The organism is Embleya scabrispora DSM 41855, assembly GCF_000372745.1.
In the GTDB taxonomy this organism is placed as follows: Bacteria; Actinomycetota; Actinomycetes; order Streptomycetales; family Streptomycetaceae; genus Embleya; species Embleya scabrispora.
In genome coordinates this window covers 338,442-356,805 of the sequence record NZ_KB889562.1, presented here as the reverse complement: position 1 = coordinate 356,805, position 18,364 = coordinate 338,442, and the positions used below count along the sequence as shown (strand labels likewise).

The following is an 18,364-nucleotide window of genomic DNA, read 5'->3' as shown; positions in this document are numbered from 1 at the left end:
GCGTCATCATTGCGCGGTGTGAGACAGGCCCCGGGCATCCTTCACCTCGACATGGACGCGTTCTACGCGTCGGTCGAGCAGGTCGCGAAGCCCAGCCTGGCCGGCAAGGCGGTGATCGTCGGCGGCATCGGCGCGCGCGGCGTGGTGGCCACCGCCTCCTATGAGGCCCGAGTGTTCGGCGTGCGCTCGGCGATGTCGATCGGCGAGGCCCGCCGACGCTGCCCCAACGCCGCCTTCCTCAGCCCGCGCTTCGCGCTGTACCGGCAGGTCAGCGACACCGTGATGGAGCTGCTGCATCGGCTCTCGCCGCTGGTGGAGCCGCTCAGTCTGGACGAGGCGTTCGTCGACCTGGAGGCGGGCCCGCACGGCGGCGCGCTGGACACCGACCAAGTCACCGGGATCGCCGTGCGCCTGCGCGCCGACATCCACGCGGCCACCGGGCTGACCTGCTCGGTCGGCGCGGCCACCTCCAAACTGCTGGCCAAGATCGCGTCCGAGGCGGACAAGCCGGACGGGCTGTGCGTGGTGGCGCCGGGCGCCGAGCGGGCGATGCTGGACCCGCTGCCGGTGCGCGCGCTGCCCGGGGTCGGCCCGGCCACCGGCGACGTGCTGCGCCGGGCCGGCCTGGACACCGTGGCCGACCTGGCCGCCGTCGACGAGAGCGAGCTGGTGCGGCTGCTCGGCCAGGCGCACGGACACGGCCTGCACGTGCTGGCCGCCGGCCTGGACGCGCGCCCGGTGGTCGCCGACCGGGACGCGAAATCGGTGTCGGTGGAGGACACCTTCGCCACCGACCTGGTGGACCGCGAGCGCATCGCGCGGGAGCTGGACCGGCTTACGATCCGGTGCGTGGAGCGGCTGCGCGCCGCCGGGCGCTCGGGGCGCACGATCGTGCTCAAGCTGCGCCGCTACGACTTCAGCACGCTGACCCGCTCGGAGACGCTGCGCGGCCCCACCGACGATCCGGGAGTGGTGCGCGAGACGATCCGCCGGCTGGCCGCGCAGGTGGACGTCACGGGCGGCGTGCGGCTGCTCGGGGTGGGCGTGAGCGGCTTGGCCGACTTCGCCCAGCAGGACCTGTTCGGCGCGGCCGCCCCGGAGCTCGGCGAGCCGGTCGAGGCGGAGGAGGACACCGGCGCGGAAACGCCCGCGGAGGCCGCCCCGGAGCGGCTGTCCTGGTCGCCGGGCCAGGATGTGGTGCACGAGGAGTTCGGGCCCGGCTGGGTGCAGGGGAGCGGCGTCGGTCGGGTCACCGTGCGGTTCGAGGTGCCGGGCGGCCGGCCGGGCCGGGTGCGCACGTTCGCGATCACCGATCCGGCGCTGCGACCGGGGGAACCGATTCCGCTACCCGCCCTCGACCGGGGATAGCCGCGGCGATCCGGGGCAGGCGCCGGGCCAGACGACTTCTCGGGGGTGTCCCCACCATGACTGATGTCAAAGAGCGGCCGATGCGAGGGCAAGGTGCCTTCCGATCGGCTCGCCGCAAGCTCGGCCTGCCCGCGTTCCTGATCACGCTCCTGGTCGGCTTCATCGTGCTGGCCCTGGTGCTGGTGGGCCTGGTCAACCTGTTGCCCGGCAAGTTCAACCCGTTCGGCGAGACCACCAAGGACCACAGCGGACCGGTGATGCTCAAGGCGGTGCAGGATCTCAGCCGCTACGAGGCGGTCAGCGGCACCTTCCAGGTCGTGGTGGACCTGGAGAAGGACGCCAAGTTCCTCCCGGACGCCGTCCGCGGCCAGCGCACGCTGTTCGTCGGGGTGGGCCAGGTCGGCGGTTTCGTCGAGTTCGGCGGCATCGGGCAGGACGCGATCCAGACCTCGCCGGACAACAAGAGCGTGACCGTCAAGCTCCCGCACGCGCGGCTCGCGCCCGCCGCGCTCGACCAGAAGAACAGCCATGTGATCGCCCAGGACAAGGGCCTGTTCGACCGCTTCGGCGACTTCTTCTCCAGTAATCCCGGCGATCAGCAGCAGCTCTACGTGTTGGCGACCAAGAAGATCGACGACGCGGCCAAGACCGCCGGACTGGTGGAGCGCGCGGAGAAGAACACCACCAACATGCTTCAGGGGATGATGCGGTCCCTGGGCTATCCGACAACCACTGTGACCTACGCCTAGTGCGCAGGCCCCGGTGGGTCTCACGCTGATACCGTTGAGGTCGCCCATTACGTCCACGCGGGAGAGTCCTCGTGTCGTGCACACGAGGCGCCGAAGGAGCAACTCCTCCCCGGAATCTCTCAGGCACCCGTACCGCGTGGTCGTGGGCACTCTGGAAAGCAGGATCCGCACGTGGCTCGCCGAGTCGGGTCGGATCCTCGCCGACGGTGCAAATCGCGCCCGTGGGAACCGGTTCCACCGGTGCTCCGGGCGCGGTGAAGCTCTCAGGTACAGATGACAGAGGGGGAGGCCGGTGGACGCGCGACCCGCGTGTCCGTCCAGGAGCGATCCAGGAGGCCTTTCGCGATGACCCCGCGCACCCCTGCCCCGACGCGTGCTCACGCCGTACTCCCCTCCGGTCCCGGCTCGTTGACCGGCCTGGAGGCCGCGTCGCCGTTCACCGGCCGGCATATCGGTCCGGACGCCGACGAGCAGGCCAAGATGCTCGCCGCGATCGGCTACGGATCCCTGGACGAGCTGACCGACGCGGCGGTGCCCGCCGCGATCCGCGCGCTGGAGGGCTTCGCGTTGCCCGCCGCGCGCTCCGAGGCCGAGGTGCTCGCCGAACTGCGCGAACTGGCCTCCCGCAACAGCGTGCTGACCTCGATGATCGGGCTCGGCTACCACGGCACCTTCACCCCGCCGGTGATCACCCGCAACGTGCTGGAGAACCCCGCCTGGTACACGGCCTACACGCCCTACCAGCCGGAGATCTCGCAGGGCCGGCTGGAGGCGCTGCTCAACTTCCAGACCGTGGTCACCGACCTGACCGGCCTGGACGTGGCCGGCGCGTCGCTGCTCGACGAGGCCACCGCCGCCGCCGAGGCGATGACCCTGGCCCGGCGGGCCGGTCGGGCCAAGAGCGACGTCTTCGTCGTGGACGCGGCCACGCTGCCGCAGACCGTCGCCGTGGTGCGCACGCGCGCACAGGCGCTGGGCATCGAGGTCGTGGTCGCCGACACCACCGACGGGCTGCCCGAGGGCGGCTGCTTCGGCGTGCTGCTCCAGTACCCCGGCGCCGACGGCCGGGTCCGCGACCTGGCGCCGGTGATCGAGGCGGCGCACGCGCAGGGTGCGCTGGTGGCGGTCGCCGCCGACCTGCTCGCGCTCACCGTGCTGCGCGCGCCGGGTGCGATGGGCGCCGACATCGCGGTCGGCACGAGCCAGCGGTTCGGTGTGCCGATGGCCTTCGGCGGTCCGCACGCGGGGTACATGGCGGTTCGCGAGAAGCTCACCCGCAGCATGCCGGGCCGGCTGGTCGGGGTGTCGGTGGACGCCGACGGCGCGCCCGCATACCGGCTCGCGCTGCAGACTCGCGAACAGCACATCCGCAGGGAGAAGGCGACCAGCAACATCTGCACCGCGCAGGTCCTGCTGGCCGTGATGGCCGGGATGTACGCGGTCTACCACGGACCGGACGGGCTCACCTCGATCGCGCGCCGCACCCACCGGTACGCGGCCGTGCTCGCGGCCGGCCTGCGGGCGGGCGGCGTCGAGGTCGTGCACGGCGACTTCTTCGACACGATCGCCGTGCGCGTGCCCGGCCGGGCCGAGCAGGTGCTCGCCGCGGCCCGCGCGGCCGGGGTCAACCTGCGCCCGGTGGACGCCGACCACGTGGGGATCACCTGCGACGAGACCACGCTGCGGGCGCATGTCGAGGCGGTCTGGGGCGCGTTCGGGGTCACCGGCGACGTGGCCGCGCTGGACGCGGAGACCGCCGACGCGCTGCCGCAGTCGCTGCTGCGCGACACCGAGTTCCTGACCCACCCGGTCTTCCACACCCACCGCTCCGAGACCGACATGCTGCGCTACCTCAAGCGGCTCGCGGACAAGGACTACGCGCTCGACCGGGGCATGATCCCGCTCGGGTCGTGCACGATGAAGCTCAACGCCACGGTCGAGATGGAACCGATCACCTGGCCCGAGTTCGCGAACCTGCACCCGTTCGCGCCGGTGGACCAGGCGGCGGGATACCTGGAGCTGATCGACGGCCTGGCCGACTCGCTGGCTCGGATCACCGGCTACGCCAAGGTCTCGCTCCAGCCCAACGCCGGTTCGCAGGGCGAACTCGCGGGCCTGCTCGCGGTGCGCGCCTACCACCACGCGGGCGGCGACACCGCCCGCGACGTGTGCCTGATCCCCTCCTCCGCGCACGGCACCAACGCGGCCAGCGCGGTGATGGCGGGCATGCGCGTCGTGGTGGTCAAGACCGGCGAGAACGGCGACGTGGACCTGGTCGACCTGCACGCGAAGATCGAGCAGCACCGGGACACGCTCGCGGTGCTGATGGTGACCTACCCGTCCACGCACGGCGTGTTCGAGGAGGGCATCGAGCAGGTGTGCGCGGCCGTCCACGAGGCCGGCGGTCAGGTGTACGTGGACGGTGCGAACCTGAACGCGCTGGTCGGACTGGCCCAGCCGGGCGGCGCGATCGGCGCCGACGTATCGCACCTGAACCTGCACAAGACGTTCTGCATCCCGCACGGCGGCGGCGGTCCGGGCGTCGGCCCGGTCGCGGTGCGCGCGCACCTGGCGCCGTACCTGCCCAACCACCCGCTCCAGCCCACGGCGGGCCCGGAAACCGGCGTGGGGCCGATCTCGGCCGCCCCGTGGGGCTCGGCGGCGATTCTGCCGATCCCGTGGACCTACCTGCGGCTGATGGGCCCGGACGGGCTCAAGGAGGCCACCCAGGTCGCGGTGCTGGGCGCCAACTACATCGCCAAGCGGCTCGCCCCGCACTTCCCGGTGCTCTACACCGGCCCGAACGGCCTGGTCGCGCACGAGTGCATCATCGACGTGCGAGGGATCACCAAGGCCACCGGGGTCAGTGTCGACGACGTCGCCAAGCGGCTGATCGACTACGGGTTCCACGCGCCGACCATGTCGTTCCCGGTGCCCGGCACGCTGATGATCGAGCCGACGGAGAGCGAGAACCTGCACGAGATCGACCGGTTCTGCGACGCGATGATTGCCATCAAGGGCGAGATCGACCGGGTCGCGTCGGGTGACCTGCCCGCCGACGACAACCCGCTCGGCAACGCGCCGCACACCGCCGCGCTGCTCGCCGGCGAGTGGGCGCACGCCTACAGCCGCGAGGAGGCGGTCTTCCCGGCCGGGGTGGTGCCGGCCGAGAAGTACTGGCCGCCGGTGCGTCGGATCGACGGCGCCCAGGGCGACCGCAACCTGGTCTGCTCGTGCCCGCCGATCGAGGCGTACGGCAACAACTGACGCCGGCGACGCGCGGCCCGCTCCCGATCGCACATCTTCCGATCAGGGGCGGGCCGCGCCGTGGGTCAGCAGGTCGGCCACCGACGCGGCGAAACCCGGCTTCGCGGCCAGGTCGCTGCCCAGGACGCCGAACATCAACGCGCCGCTGAGTGATTCGAAGAGCAGGTCGGCGTCCACCTCGGGGCGGGCCTGGCCGCGTGCGACCGCGTCCGCCACGAAGGCCCGGAAGATCGCCCGGACCGGGTCCATCCGGGCCACCAGCAGTTCCTTGAGTTCGGGCTGGTCGCGATACTCGGCGAGCAGCCCCGGCACCGCGGCCGCGGTCTCCGGACGCCGGAACGACTCGAGCGCGGCCTCGGCGAAGCGCAGCACGCCGGTCGCGAAGTTCTCGTGCGGCAGCGGCCGAAAGCTCATCTCGCGGGCCGGGTAGACCGCCTCGTGCACCAGGTGCGCCTTCGAGGGCCAGCGGCGGTACACGGTCGGCCTGGTCACACCCGCGCGGCGGGCGACGGCGTCGATGCTGACCCGGTTGTAGCCCTGCTCGGCGACCAGTTCGCGGGCCGCGGCCAGGATCAGTTCGTCGGTGCGTGGATCACGCGGGCGACCGGGCCGAGGGGTGCCGCCAGTGGGCATGGGGATGGAACTCCGAGTCGTCGTCGCGCCCAACATCGTGTCGCTGCATCGCAGCATGTTGCCGCTGGGACTGTACCGGGAAGGCGGCCCGACCGGCCCCGGGCAGGCCGGAGCCGGAGGTCGTCGGGAGGTGACCTCCGGCTCGTTGGGGCCGTGCGAACGAATCAGGCCGCCGAAACCAACCCCACAGGGGGGCGGTGCGGGGCGATGGTGCGTCCGTCCGGCAGCAGTTCGCCCGTGTCCTCGAACAGGACGACGCCGTTGCACAGCAGGCTCCATCCCTGTTCGAAATGAGCGGCCACAACGGCGGCGGCCTCACGATCGGGACTGTCCGCCGGTGGGCAATGCGGTCGGTGCTGGCACATCCTCGTACCTTCTCGGTGTCTGCGCGGAGCGCGTCGGGCAGCCTTGCCCGGCAGCTCACAGTGTCCGCCTCGAAAGCCTCTCGCGCAGGACTTCTCGCAGTTCTCACCCGACTGCGCCCAAGATGTGACCACACGTGTGAACGCGCGGGTGTGATCAGCTGTCCGGAGCCCCCACGGCGGCCGGCCGGCGGGTGCGCGCGGCCAACACCGCGGCCAGTTCGGCCGCGGTGTAGCAGCGCAACGCCTGCACGCCGCACGGCGCCGGCGCGAGCGGGATCAGCAGGTCCACCCCGCCCGCCTCGTCGGCCAACCACAACGCGACCATGTACATCCCGGGCACGTTCAGCAGGCGCGCCTCGTCGCGGCGGAGCATGGTCTGCGGGAGCGCCCGGGCCGCTGCGGCGGCCGGTGCGGTGGCGATGGTGAACGGTCCCTCGACGAATCGGCCGACGCCGTGACCGGTCGGGTCGGGGCGCACCTCGATGCCGCCGACGACCACGTCGCCGGACCACATGAGCCAGCGCCAACCCACCGGGCGGGCGCTGCGTACACCCTGATCGGCGACCAGGTCGAGCAGGTCGATCTCGAAGACGCGGTGCGGGAATCCGGCCGTGAGCGCGGCTTGATCGGTGCGGCAGTCGGCGGGGAGCAACGCGCGGGATTCCAGCACGGCTCGGGCCGCTCGGCGGGCCGACTCGGGAGCCTCGGGCACACGCAGGACCATGAGACCGCCTCATTTCGATGCAGAGTCCAAAAACCCGGAGAATCCGGGGAGGGGAAAGCGGCGCTGTGCTGTGGGGAACCGGGTATCCGGCCGGGGGACGACCCGGCGGCGTACTGAGGGACCCGGCAGGGCCGGTCAGCGCATTGTACCGAAACGGCTCCGAAAAGTAACGGTGTATTGCGAACTGACACCCGTTTGAAGACCTTTTGGAACGGTCTTGATCAGGGGAACAATGAGGACATCACGTCGTCGAGGGTGACCAGGCCCAGCGGGACCGCGCCCGGTTCGCCGACCAGGGCCAGGTGTGTGCGCGAGCCGCGCATGCGGGCCAACACGGTGGTGAGTGTGGCGTCCGGGCCGATCGTGACGAGGGGGTAGACCGGTACCGAACCGTCCGCTTCGGGGGCCAGCACGTCGAGCACGTGTACGTAGCCCGCCGGCCGGTCGGCCGCGTCCAGGACCGGGAAGCGGGACAGCCCGGTGCGCACCGCGACTTCTTCCAGGGCCGCCGCCGAGACCGGTCGGGGCAGTGCCACCACGTCGGTCCACGGCCGCAGCACCGAGGCGGCGGGGCTGGAGTGCAGCGCCAGCGCGCCGGAGAGCCGGTCGTGCTCGCCCACGTCCAGCAGGTCGTGCTCGCGCGACTCGGCGAGCAGCGCCGGGAGTTCCTCGGCGGTGTACACGCTGCGGACCTCGTCCACCGGCCGCACCCGAAAGGCGCGCAGGCACAGATTGGCCACGTGGTTGAACAGCCACAGGATCGGCGCGGTCAGCCGGGCGAACAGCAGCAGCGGCGGGGTCAGCCACAGCGCACATTCCTCCGGCCCGGCCAGGGCGATGTTCTTGGGCACCATCTCGCCGAGCACCATGTGGCAGAACACCACCACCGCCAGGGCGAGCACGAACGCGATGGCATGCACCGCCCCGGCGGGCAGCCCGATCGCCTCGACCGGGCCGGCCAGGGGGTGTGCCAGCGCGGGTTCGGCGACCGCGCCCAGGCCGAGCGAGGCCACGGTGATGCCCAGTTGGGCGGCGGCGAGCATGGTGGACAGCCGGCCCATCGCGACGAGCACCATCGCGGCCCGGCGCGAGCCGGCCTCGGCCTGCGGTGCGATCCGGGTGCGCCGGGCCGAGATCACCGAGAACTCGGCGCCGACGAAGAAGGCGTTGGCCGCGAGCAGGACCAGGGAGAGCAGCAGGTCGCCCATCAGGAGTCGGCCTCCGTCCGCAGCTCGACCTCGTCGATCCGGTGCCGGTCCATGGCGACCACGGTCAGCCGCCGGCCGTCCACGTCCACGTGGTCGCCGACCGCGGGCAGCCGACCCAGCTCGGCCAGGATCAGCCCGGCCAGCGTGCTGTAGTCGCCGTCCGGCAGACGCCAGCCGCTGGCCTCCTCGACCTCGTCCGCGCGCAGCAGCCCGGACAACCGCAACACGCGCGAGCTCGGCACCCGTTGCGGCGGCGCGTCCGGCTCGTCCGCCGGGTCGTGCTCGTCGGCGAGATCGCCCACCAACTCCTCGGCGAGGTCCTCGGCGGTGAGCACCCCGGCCGTGCCGCCGTACTCGTCCACCACGATCGCGAGCTGGGTCCGGCCCTCGCGCAGCCGTTCGACCGCCCGCTTGAGGTCGAGCGAGGTCGGCACCAGGACCGGGGCGCGGGCGATCCGGGCGAGCGGGGTGCGCGCCCGATCGGCGGCGGGCACCCGCAGCGCGTCGCGGAACACCGCCACGCCGACGATCTCGTCCAAGTCCTGGCCGCGGACCGGGATCCGGCTGTGGCCGCACGCCCGCGCGGTGTCCATCAGTTCGGTCACCGACGCGGTCGCCGGCAGGGTGACCATTTCGGTGCGCGGGGTCATCGCCTCGGCGGCCTGCTTGTCGGCGAAGCGCAGCGCCCGGTTCAGTACCCGGGCGGTACCTGCGGGGAGCGCCCCCGCACGTGCGGAGTGCCGGACCAGTTGGGCCAGTTCGTCGGACGAGCGGGCCGAGCCCAACTCCTCCTGCGGCTCGATGCCGAGCTTGCGCACGAAGTAGTTGGCGGAGCCGTTGAGGAAGACGATCAGTGGTCGGCACAGCCGGGAGAAGCCGACCTGGAAGGGGCCCGCGACGCGGGCGACGCCCAGCGGGCGGGCGATCGCGGCGTTCTTGGGGACGAGTTCGCCGAGCACCATCTGCAGCCCGGAGGCCAGTACCAGGGCGGCGAACCTGGGAAGCCGAAACGCCGCCTCGGCGAGGTAGCCGGCGATCAGCGAGGTCAGCGTGATGCCCAGTTGGGCACCGGACAGCTGGAAGGACAGGGTGCGCACCGCGCCCAGCACCCGGCTCGCGCCTCGATCGCCGGCCTCGGCCCGGGCCGCCAGGTCACCGCGTTCGACGGTGACCAGGGAGAACTCGGCGGCGACGAACATGCCGTTGCCGGCGATCAGCAGCACGAGCAGCACGATGGCCAAGGCGGCGTCGATCGGGCGGCCTCCCGGTTGCGAGGTGTGTGGGCCTCGCACACATGCCCGGTGGGCGGCCGGGCTATGCGCTCGGGCGCGGGGTGCGCGGGTCGGCGATTCCGGGGGCTACGGGATGACGAAGGTGTAGCCGGCGGCCTTGAGTTCGGGAATTATCCGCTCCAGCATGGCGATCGTCTGACTGCGTTCGCCGCCGCCGTCGTGGCACAGGATCACGCCGCGCGGGCCCAGTTGGCCGTGCACGTTCTCGAGCATCTTGGCCAGGCCCGGCTTTTGCCAGTCGTTGGTGTCCACCGTCCAGTGCAACGAGCCCATGCCCAGCGACGCGGCGGTCTGGCGCACCTCGTCGGACCAGTTGCCGCCCGGCGCGCGGAACCAGCGCACGGGGGTGCCCGGGGACGCCTTGTGGATCCACTCCAGGGTCTGCTGCATCTGGCCGCGCATCTCGTCCGGCGAGCGCTTCTTCAGGTTGATGTCGTGCGTCATGGTGTGGTTGCACAGCCCGTGGCCGGCGGCGACCACCTTGCGGACCAGGTCGGGATGGTCCTTGGCCTGCTGGCCCACCATGCAGAAGGTGGCCTTGACGTCGTGGCGGGCGAGCAGCGACAGCGCCTTGTCGGTCCACTCCGGCCACGGCCCGTCGTCCAGGGTCAGCGCGACCAGATTGCCCTCGCCCTTGACCTTGTACACCAGCGTGGAATCCACCGGCGGCGGCGGCGCGGCGGGCGGGGTGGCCGGCTCCTGGGCGTTGGGGTTGCCCGGCGGCAGCGGCGGGGCCTGTATCTCCTTGGGCGCATTCGAGGCCCGGGGAGAGGCGGCCGCCTGTGACCACCGGCCGGCATTGCCGACATTCCAGATCAGGGCACCGCAGACGAGTATCGAGATCATCGTGACCACGACCTGAAAACGCAGTCCCTGTATGGGCATCGCCCGAACCAGCCCTCGCACGGCAACCCCCATGGATCTCGCTGCGCCCGCCACGGCAGGAAGACACCCTAGGTGATCCCCGGCAAGCCTTGAAGATCGGCCGGCAGGTGCTTCCTTCGATGTGATCAGTGACGTGTTTCGCGGCCCTGCGGTTCCCCTGTGATTCGTCACGGTCGATCGGTAATGTTCCCAATGTCGGCCCGATGCATCGGTTTGGGAGAACGTCGGCGGGAACGATCAGGTCGTCCCGATCCGACAGGTACCGGATTGCGACCACTCGACCGGCTCCGCGCGGGAGTCGGGTTCACGAGGGAGGGGCATTCATGGGCGAAAAGGTCGAGGTCACCGAGTTCGGCCGATCCGATCGGCAGCGATACCGGCACAAGTTGCGACGCTGCCTGGAAACGCTGCAGCGCATGCTGGACGAGGACCGGTTCGAGAGCGCCCGCAAGCTCATGGGCGTCGAGATAGAACTCAACCTGGCCGACGCCGCCGGCCGACCTCGGATGAGCAATGCCGAGGTGTTGCGCCGGATCGCCAGCCCGGACTTTCAGACCGAGCTGGGTCAGTTCAACATCGAGGTCAACATTCCGCCCCATCGGCTCACCGGACCGGTGTTCTCCGAATTGGTCGAGGAACTTCGCACGAGTCTGGACTACGCCGACCGCAAGGCCGCGGAACTCGATGCGCGGATCGTGATGATCGGCATTCTGCCGACGCTGACCGATGCGCACATGGCGTTCGAGACCATATCCGACAACGCCCGTTACACCCTTCTCAACGATCAGATCCTCAACGCCCGCGGCGAGGACATACGGCTGCATATCGAGGGCGTCGAGCGGCTCGACACGACCGCCACCACGATTGTCTCCGAGGCCGCCTGTACATCCGTGCAGTTCCATCTCCAGGTCACCCCGAAAAATTTCGGGGCACTATGGAACGCGGCGCAATCCATCACCGGGGTGCAGTGCGGAATCGGGGCGAATTCACCGTTCCTGTTCGGCCGCGAGTTGTGGCGCGAGACCCGCCCGATCCTATTCGAACAAGCATGCGATACTCGGCCCGAGGAGCTGATCGCGCAGGGCGTTCGGCCGCTGACCTGGTTCGGCGAGCGGTGGATCGATTCGGTCGTGGACCTGTTCGAGGAGAACCTCAAATACTTCCCGTCGCTGTTGCCGATCTGCGACGACGAGGACCCGATCGAGGCACTGGATCGCGGCGACGTTCCGCACCTGCGCGAACTCAAGCTGCACAACGGCACGATCTACCGATGGAATCGCCCGGTCTACGACGTGGCCCGCGGCAAACCGCACCTGCGGGTGGAGAACCGGGTGTTGCCGGCCGGGCCGACGGTGGTGGACACCATGGCCAACGCGGCGTTCTACTACGGCGTGGTGCGTTCGCTGGTGGACGAGGAGCACCCGGTCTGGGAACGCATGCCATTCGAGGTCGCCACCGACAACTTCCACGCCGGTGCCCGATACGGCATCGACGCGCGGCTGAACTGGCCGGGCCACGGCACCGTCCCGGTCACCGAACTGGTGCTGGAGGACCTGCTGCCGCGCGCCTACGAGGGGCTGGACCGGTGGGGGATCGACCCGCGCGAGCGGGACGAGTACCTGGGCATCATCGAGCAACGCTGCCTGCTGCGCGCCAACGGGGCGACCTGGCAGAGCGCGCAGTACCACCATTATCGGGACACCAAGGGCATGGATCGGTTGGAGGCCCTGCGTGCGATGACCCTGCGCTATGCCGAGCACATGCGCGGTGGGGACGCCGTGCACACGTGGCCCGTGGGCTGACGGCGGGCTTATCCGCGCTCGGTAACGTGTGCGGGTGATCACCGAGCCCGAGTCCGTCGAGACCCCCACCGTGCCCCGGCGCCGAGTGCTGCGCTCGGAAGTGGTGCTGGTGCTGGCGTTGTCCCTGGGCGCGTCCGGGGTTTCCTCGCTGATCTCCTTCCTCGGCTCGTTGACCGCACCGGGCGGACTGGGACACAAGGCCGCGGTGCTCAACGGCTCGCGGGCGGTGGATCGGCCGTGGCTGGATCTGGCCTGGCAACTGTTCGGGATCGCCACCGCACTGGTGCCGGTGTTCCTGGTCGCGCACCTGCTGATGCGCGAGGGCGGCTCGCTGCGGGTGCTCGGGGTCGACCGGACCCGGCCGTGGTGGGACCTGGGGCGCGGGGCGGGCGTCGCGGCGGCGATCGGCGGGTCGGGCCTGGCGCTGTACCTGGGCGCGCACGCGGCGGGCGCGAATCTGACCGTGGTGCCGACAACGCTGCCGGACGTGTGGTGGCGGATCCCGGTGCTCGTGTTGTCCGCGATCCAGAACGCGGCCCTGGAGGAAGTGATCGTCCTGGGCTATCTGCTGCGCCGGCTCGGCCAGTTGGAGGTGCCGTGGGTCAAGGCGGTGCTGATCAGCGCGGTGGTGCGCGGCTCGTATCACCTGTACCAGGGCATCGGCGGGTTCTTCGGGAACGTGGTGATGGGCGTCGTGTTCTGCCTGCTGTACAAGCGTTGGGGCCGGGTGATGCCGCTCCTGGTGGCACACGCGCTGATCGACATCGTGGCGTTCGTGGGCTACGTGCTGCTCGCGGGCAGGGTGGACTGGGTCCCGACGCCCTGACCGTCGCTGTGATCGGCGATCGATTTGTGGACTCGTTGGTACGTCTCGAGCGCGTCGTTGGTGTCTGATGGTCATTGTGGGCAGACCTCTCCGAGAGGGGTTCGTCACGGACAGATGCATATCGGGCGACGCGGGGACGCAGGGGGTCGTATGGACAACCGGAGGCGGGTGGAGTTCTTTTCCACGCCGACGCCCATCGGCGGGCCGCCGCGTGGGCGGTTCGGACTGAACGGGCTGAGTCGGCATCCGGTGCGGATCCTGATGGTGGTCGGCGGGCTGATCCTGTTGGTGATCGTCTTCTTCGTGGCGCTGCTCACGGTGGACGGCGGCGGTTCGGGCGACAAGAAGACCAAGACGGCCGGTACCGGTTCGAGCAAGAGCTCTTCGGCCTCGCCGAGCCCGGCCAAGTCCGGCACCGGCAAGGCCACTTCCGGTACCGGGCAGAGCGCCGCCGGGCCCAGGCCCGGATCGGTCGCGGCCACCGTGCACACCGGCGGCCGGCTGGCGATGTACAAGGGCACGTCGTACCAGTCGGACAAGGTCGTGCAGATCGCCACTGGTACCCAGGTTCGGGCCAACTGCCACGCCGAGGGCTCGATCGCCTACTACGCGGGCTCCTCCAGCCGCACCTGGGTGCAGATCGACGTGGAGGGCAAGACCGGTTTCGTTCCCGCGATATTCCTGGAGAGCGGCGGCGACCTGAGCAAACAGGTGCCCGCGTGCACGAGTTGACGGATCGACAACAGCGCCGAAAGTGACCCCATCGGGTCGGTTGGATCCATAGCGTGGGCGGGCAAGGGCGGATCGACTTCGTATCCGGGGGAGCCCATGACCACGATTCTGTTCGTGCACGGAACCGGCGTGCGCGAGATCGCCGACTCGTCGACGGTGCGCACCGTCACCGCGAGGGTGGCCGAGCGATTGCCGGGCGTGCGGGTGGAGGCGGTGGACTGGGGCGCGGCGTTCGGCGTCGAGGTGTCGCTGGCGCTGCGCACCCTGATCGGCATCGCAGACCCCGAGGAACGCGGCCGGTCGGTCGAGATCGACCCGGCGGAGGCCGAGCTGCGATTGGGTGTGACGCTGGAGAGTCACCCCCTGCACGAGCTGCGCGCGGTCGCCGAGGCGCGAGCACAGGCCGGAGCGCGCCGGCCCACCGAGGCGGCCGAGGATCTTCGCTGGGCGGTTCGGCACGCGGTGATCGAAATCGACCTCGCGGCCGTGCTCCCCGGCGGGCCGGCCGAGTGGGCCGAGTCGTTCACCGCGGCGGCGCGCGACGTCGCCCACTCGGCCGAGTTCGAGGCGGCGGCGGATGTGCTCGCCGCGACCGCCGACCACGACGTGATCGCACGCGCCGTGGTGGGGGCGTTCGGGCAGGCCCTCGCCGGGCGCGCGGACGGCGCGGGCCCGTGGCCGACGGAGTGGCGCGACCTGCTCGTCGCTGCGGTGCGGGACGCCTGCGGTGGTCGCGCGGCGGGTGGCGGGCGAGTCTCGGGGGCGCTCAAGAGCAGCCTGATGTACGCGAGTTGGCCACTGCAGAACCTGCTGCGCGGGGGAACCCTGGGCGGCAGCGTGCCCGCGATCGGCGACATCCTGTACTACCAGGCCCACGGCGAGGTCCTGCGCGCCTACCTCGCCGCGCGGATCGCCCGGATACAGGGACCGGTCGTGGTGCTCGCCCACTCCCTCGGCGGCATCGCCTCGTTCGAGACGCTGACCCAGGCCCGGTCGGCGACCGAACCGGACCATCCCCGCCACCTGTTGCCCGGCGTGCGCGCGCTGATCACCGTCGGATCCCAGATCGGCTACTTCGGCGCTCTCGGCGCCCTCGCGACGCAACCCGCGCAGGGCGGCCCGCCCACACACCCGTCGATCCCGTGGATCAACGTGTGGAACGCGCGCGACTGGTTGTCCTTCCGGGCCGAGCCGGTTTTCGCCGAGGCGGTGCGCGATGTCGAGGTGCGGGCCCGGCGACCGTTTCCCCAGGCACACAGCGCCTACTGGAGGTGCGACGCGCTCTACGCGGAGATCGCGCGCGTGGTGGGGGGCGATCGGTGACGACGCACGCCCTGTTGGTCTGCGTCGAGCACTATCCCGAGTACGCGGGAAGCCCACCCGACCTGGTCGGTGTGTCGGCCCAGACACTGGAACTCGCGGAGTGGTTGTCCGGGACCGGGGCGGCCGATCGCGAGCACATCACCGTGCTCGCCTCGATATCCGCGGCGTCGAAGCCGGTCACCGACCGGTTGGCCGAGCTGGTGAACAAACGCTCGGTACTGCTCGGCCCCGGCGGCGTCCTCCACGACGGCGTCCCCGGCGAACTGTCGCCCACACACTTCGAGTCGGCGATCCGACGCGCCCCCGACGATTGGCAGGACGGCGACCGCTTCCTGTTGTACTGGACGGGGCACGGTTATCGGCACGAAGGGAGACGGCGGCTCGAACTGCCCGCCTTTCACGTGCCCGACTTCCGAGAGCCCTGGCAGAAGGCGATCGATGTGGACGACCTCCTGGCCCGCTTCGCCTCGGTCGCCCGTCACGTCGACCAGTTCGCGGTGTTCGAGGTCTGCGCCGACGACCGGATCGAGTCGGCGAGCGTCGTGCTGAATGTGCTCGAAGAGCGGCCGATCACCAAGTCGGCCAAGGCGCGACTGTCCGCCGCCTTCGCGGCGGGCGAGGGCCAATTCGCGTACGGCCGGGCGGACAAGGCGATTTTCACCGGAGCCCTGATCGAGCAACTGATCGCACGAGGGCCCGATGCGCTGACCGAGATCGAGTTCAAGAAGATGTTCGACGCGATCGATACCGAACTCGTTCGATCCGTTCCCGAAGGTCGGCGCCTGAGCCAGTCACCGCTGTATCGCGGGCCGAATACCACGGACTGGCGACCGGCCGAACGGGACCCGGAGAACCGGTTCGAGATGGGCGGCACCCGGTTGCTCTCCGCGCTGCGGGACGCGCGGATCGGCCTGGCCGAGCGGACGCTGCTGCGAACCTACCTGCGCGAACGAGGTGTTCCCGCGAGCGTCTTCGTCGAGGACGATCCTGTCGCGTGGGCGAAGGCGCTGATGGCACTCGCGGCGCCGCCGGGCCGACATCCCATTCGGCACCTGCTGGAATGGCTGTTCACCCGGGGCCGGCAGACGTGGGTGGCGGAATGGGCGGAACGACTGGAGGAACAGCGGTGACATCGACGATTTCCGGCCGGCCGACGTAGGCGTGCGCCAACCGTTGACCCTGGTGATGTTCATTCGGGAGAACGAGCAATCACCCGACGACCCGAAGCTGGTCCGCTACGACGCGGAACCGCAGTTCTATGTCGGCGCCGAGCGCTTCGCGCTGCCCGAGGGCCTGCCGTCCGGAGCCGACCTGCCCCGCGAACGGCTGGACCGTCACCTGGTCGACTTCTATCAGTCGGTTCGGGCCCACTGGACCTCGATCACCCAGGCGAGAGTGCAAGTCGTCGTGCCGACCGAGCTGTTCAACGAGCCCTTCGAGCTGGCCCGGGCCGGTTCCGACGACGATTTCATCGTGCTCGGTGAGCACCACGAACTCGTGCTCAGGCCGATCGTGCGCCATGGTCTCGACAAACCGATGCACTACGGCGCGTGGACCGAATCGGTACAGCTGCGCTCGGGTTCCGCGCTGTCGCACCTGAATCGACATCGCTGCGGCAACCGCCTCGAACTCTGCGGCCGAGAGGCCGTCGGGTTTCTCCAGGACTACCGGTGGGAGCCCGGCCCCGGCGGGCGCGGGACGGTCGAGTACGAACTCGGGCGCGGAAAATGGGCGCTGGTGTGGACGCACGGGATGACGTGTACCGGCGGCTGTACCGGTGCGAACGGCGCGAACGACCCGTGCCCCGGTGGTGCCGTGGGCAACCTCCTGCACCGGATGCTGGAGGCGGAGGACCACAAGCTCAGCCGATTGCCTTCCGTCGTGTCGCGCCTGCGGCGCACCCTTGGTGACGGTGGACCGTCACCGCAACGAGTCGTGCTCCTCTTCGACGATCCGGGCTGGTGTCCGTGGGCGGGTACGGGACGGCTGGACAGCGTCTTGGTGGAGAAGGGGACACAGCATGGTTGAGTCGGTACCGGATGCGAACGCCGCGAGAGTCGCCGAGCCCGACATCACGCCCGCGCCGTGGTGGGTCTATCGCGGCGACATCGGCCACGATGCCGCGTCGGGACCCGAGTCCGCTTTGATCACGCTCCCGGATCCACCACCCTGGCGCAGCTTCGGCACGAACGACACCGGGCCCGATGTCGCAGCCGACGCGAAGCTGCCCGGTGATCGACGCGGCGAGCCGTATTCCGGCGAGTTCTACGGCGACACGATGGTGTACAACCTGGTCAACGCCGCGATCTACCTGCGCCGCCCGCTCCTGGTGACCGGGAACCCCGGCACCGGCAAGACCACATTGGCCAAGAGCATCGCCACGCGCCTGAAACTGGGCCCGGTGCTCCGCTGGGGGATAACGAGCCGCTCCACCTTGCGTGAAGGTCTGTACGAGTACGACGTGCTCGGTCGGCTCCACGACATGAATCTGCGCCTGAACGGCGTGCGGGGAGTCACCGGCACGACCACCGGGAGGAACACCGGCCCGGACACCGCCCGGGACGCCGGTGTGGACGGCGGTCGGGACGCCGGCGACGACATCGGCACATACATCAGACTCGGCCCGCTCGGCGACGCCCTGTTGCGCCGACCCCGACCGCGCGTGTTGCTGATCGACGAGATCGACAAGGGCGACGTCGACCTGCCCAACGACCTCCTACACGTCTTCGAGACGGGTGGCTTCGAGATTCCCGAGCTTCGTCGAGTCGGGCTGGACACCGCGCGGGTGACCCCGTACGACGGTGATTCGGGAGATCGGGTCGAGGTACGCAACGGCCTGGTCCAGTGCGCCGCCTTTCCGATCGTCATTCTCACCAGCAACGGCGAGCGCGCGTTTTCGGCGGCGTTTCGACGGCGCTGCGTGCCTTTGCATCTCGAACTGCCGCAGCGGGACGTGCTGCTGCGGATCGCCCGAAGCAGGCTGGACGAGCGAGTGCAGATCGACGAACGCCTGCTGGACGACTATCTGGACAGGGCGAACCGGAACGACGGATGCCTATTCCCACCCGATCAACTCCTCAACGCCCTCCAGTTCCGGTCCCAGGTCCAAAACCGACCCGATCACGCCGATCACTCGTTGGACAACGACCTGTTGGCCGCCCTCCTGTTCCACGACCTGAACGAGGGGTGA

At 70.3% G+C, this 18,364-nt stretch carries 16 protein-coding genes and 2 riboswitches; of the genes, 10 read left to right on the top strand and 6 right to left on the bottom strand.

The genetic code is table 11. The annotated features are described in order from the left end of the window. Window positions 1-18 precede the first annotated feature (18 nt). The 3 genes from A3IC_RS0103660 to gcvP all read left to right on the top strand — a co-directional run bounded on the left by A3IC_RS0103660 (window position 19) and on the right by gcvP (window position 5,384). Window positions 19-1,368, top strand: a complete 1,350-nt coding sequence (locus A3IC_RS0103660) for a DNA polymerase IV (protein ID WP_040876044.1) — start codon at window positions 19-21, stop codon at window positions 1,366-1,368. Between the two features lie 56 nt (window positions 1,369-1,424). Continuing rightward, the gene (locus A3IC_RS0103655; protein ID WP_245599133.1) at window positions 1,425-2,117 is read left to right on the top strand and encodes a DUF4230 domain-containing protein; all 693 of its coding nucleotides are present in this window, start codon (window positions 1,425-1,427) and stop codon (window positions 2,115-2,117) included. 48 nt (window positions 2,118-2,165) lie between these two features. Next, a riboswitch (glycine riboswitch) is annotated at window positions 2,166-2,262 on the top strand. A 2-nt stretch (window positions 2,263-2,264) separates the two neighbouring features. Further along, a riboswitch (glycine riboswitch) is annotated at window positions 2,265-2,401 on the top strand. 61 nt (window positions 2,402-2,462) lie between these two features. After that, on the top strand, window positions 2,463-5,384 hold the full coding sequence (gcvP, locus tag A3IC_RS0103650; RefSeq protein ID WP_079026220.1) for an aminomethyl-transferring glycine dehydrogenase: 2,922 nt from the start codon (window positions 2,463-2,465) through the stop codon (window positions 5,382-5,384). 42 nt (window positions 5,385-5,426) lie between these two features. Here the strand turns inward: gcvP and A3IC_RS52300 are convergent, their stop codons facing one another. The 6 genes from A3IC_RS52300 to A3IC_RS0103620 all read right to left on the bottom strand — a co-directional run bounded on the left by A3IC_RS52300 (window position 5,427) and on the right by A3IC_RS0103620 (window position 10,491). Then, window positions 5,427-6,017 (bottom strand): TetR/AcrR family transcriptional regulator, encoded by a 591-nt coding sequence (locus A3IC_RS52300; protein WP_020548705.1) that lies wholly within the window; start codon window positions 6,015-6,017, stop codon window positions 5,427-5,429. A gap of 164 nt (window positions 6,018-6,181) precedes the next feature. Continuing rightward, on the bottom strand, window positions 6,182-6,382 hold the full coding sequence (locus A3IC_RS0103640; protein WP_026217855.1) for a DUF5999 family protein: 201 nt from the start codon (window positions 6,380-6,382) through the stop codon (window positions 6,182-6,184). Window positions 6,383-6,536: 154 nt separating this feature from the next. Then, entirely contained in the window at window positions 6,537-7,106 is a 570-nt protein-coding gene (locus A3IC_RS52295; RefSeq protein ID WP_020548703.1) for a hypothetical protein, read from the bottom strand. A gap of 221 nt (window positions 7,107-7,327) precedes the next feature. Further along, window positions 7,328-8,314 (bottom strand): hemolysin family protein, encoded by a 987-nt coding sequence (locus A3IC_RS0103630; RefSeq protein WP_020548702.1) that lies wholly within the window; start codon window positions 8,312-8,314, stop codon window positions 7,328-7,330. Next, window positions 8,314-9,546: a hemolysin family protein gene (locus A3IC_RS0103625; RefSeq protein WP_245599141.1), complete on the bottom strand. Its 1,233-nt coding sequence runs from the start codon at window positions 9,544-9,546 to the stop codon at window positions 8,314-8,316. Before A3IC_RS0103625 ends, A3IC_RS0103630 begins: the two co-directional genes overlap by 1 nt. 126 nt (window positions 9,547-9,672) lie before the next feature. After that, complete coding sequence (locus A3IC_RS0103620; protein WP_079026218.1) at window positions 9,673-10,491, bottom strand: polysaccharide deacetylase family protein; 819 nt, start codon at window positions 10,489-10,491, stop codon at window positions 9,673-9,675. A 323-nt stretch (window positions 10,492-10,814) separates the two neighbouring features. Between A3IC_RS0103620 and A3IC_RS0103615 the strand changes: the two genes are divergently transcribed. The 7 genes from A3IC_RS0103615 (at window position 10,815) to A3IC_RS52285 (ending at window position 18,364) form a co-directional block, all read left to right on the top strand. Next, window positions 10,815-12,293, top strand: coding sequence for a glutamate-cysteine ligase family protein (locus A3IC_RS0103615; protein ID WP_020548699.1), 1,479 nt, complete (start codon window positions 10,815-10,817; stop codon window positions 12,291-12,293). Window positions 12,294-12,321: 28 nt separating this feature from the next. Continuing rightward, window positions 12,322-13,119 carry a CPBP family intramembrane glutamic endopeptidase gene (locus A3IC_RS0103610; RefSeq protein WP_020548698.1) on the top strand — a complete coding sequence of 266 codons (798 nt, stop codon included), beginning with the start codon at window positions 12,322-12,324 and terminating at the stop codon, window positions 13,117-13,119. 150 nt (window positions 13,120-13,269) lie between these two features. Then, entirely contained in the window at window positions 13,270-13,851 is a 582-nt protein-coding gene (locus A3IC_RS0103605) for a hypothetical protein (protein WP_020548697.1), read from the top strand. 96 nt (window positions 13,852-13,947) lie between these two features. Then, window positions 13,948-15,174: a hypothetical protein gene (locus A3IC_RS61760; RefSeq protein ID WP_020548696.1), complete on the top strand. Its 1,227-nt coding sequence runs from the start codon at window positions 13,948-13,950 to the stop codon at window positions 15,172-15,174. After that, window positions 15,171-16,304 (top strand): caspase family protein, encoded by a 1,134-nt coding sequence (locus tag A3IC_RS0103595; RefSeq protein WP_020548695.1) that lies wholly within the window; start codon window positions 15,171-15,173, stop codon window positions 16,302-16,304. The genes A3IC_RS61760 and A3IC_RS0103595 overlap by 4 nt, the downstream gene beginning before the upstream one ends. A gap of 31 nt (window positions 16,305-16,335) precedes the next feature. Continuing rightward, window positions 16,336-17,202, top strand: coding sequence for a VMAP-C domain-containing protein (locus A3IC_RS0103590; RefSeq protein WP_020548694.1), 867 nt, complete (start codon window positions 16,336-16,338; stop codon window positions 17,200-17,202). Continuing rightward, on the top strand, window positions 17,195-18,364 hold the full coding sequence (locus tag A3IC_RS52285; RefSeq protein ID WP_020548693.1) for an AAA family ATPase: 1,170 nt from the start codon (window positions 17,195-17,197) through the stop codon (window positions 18,362-18,364). The genes A3IC_RS0103590 and A3IC_RS52285 overlap by 8 nt, the downstream gene beginning before the upstream one ends.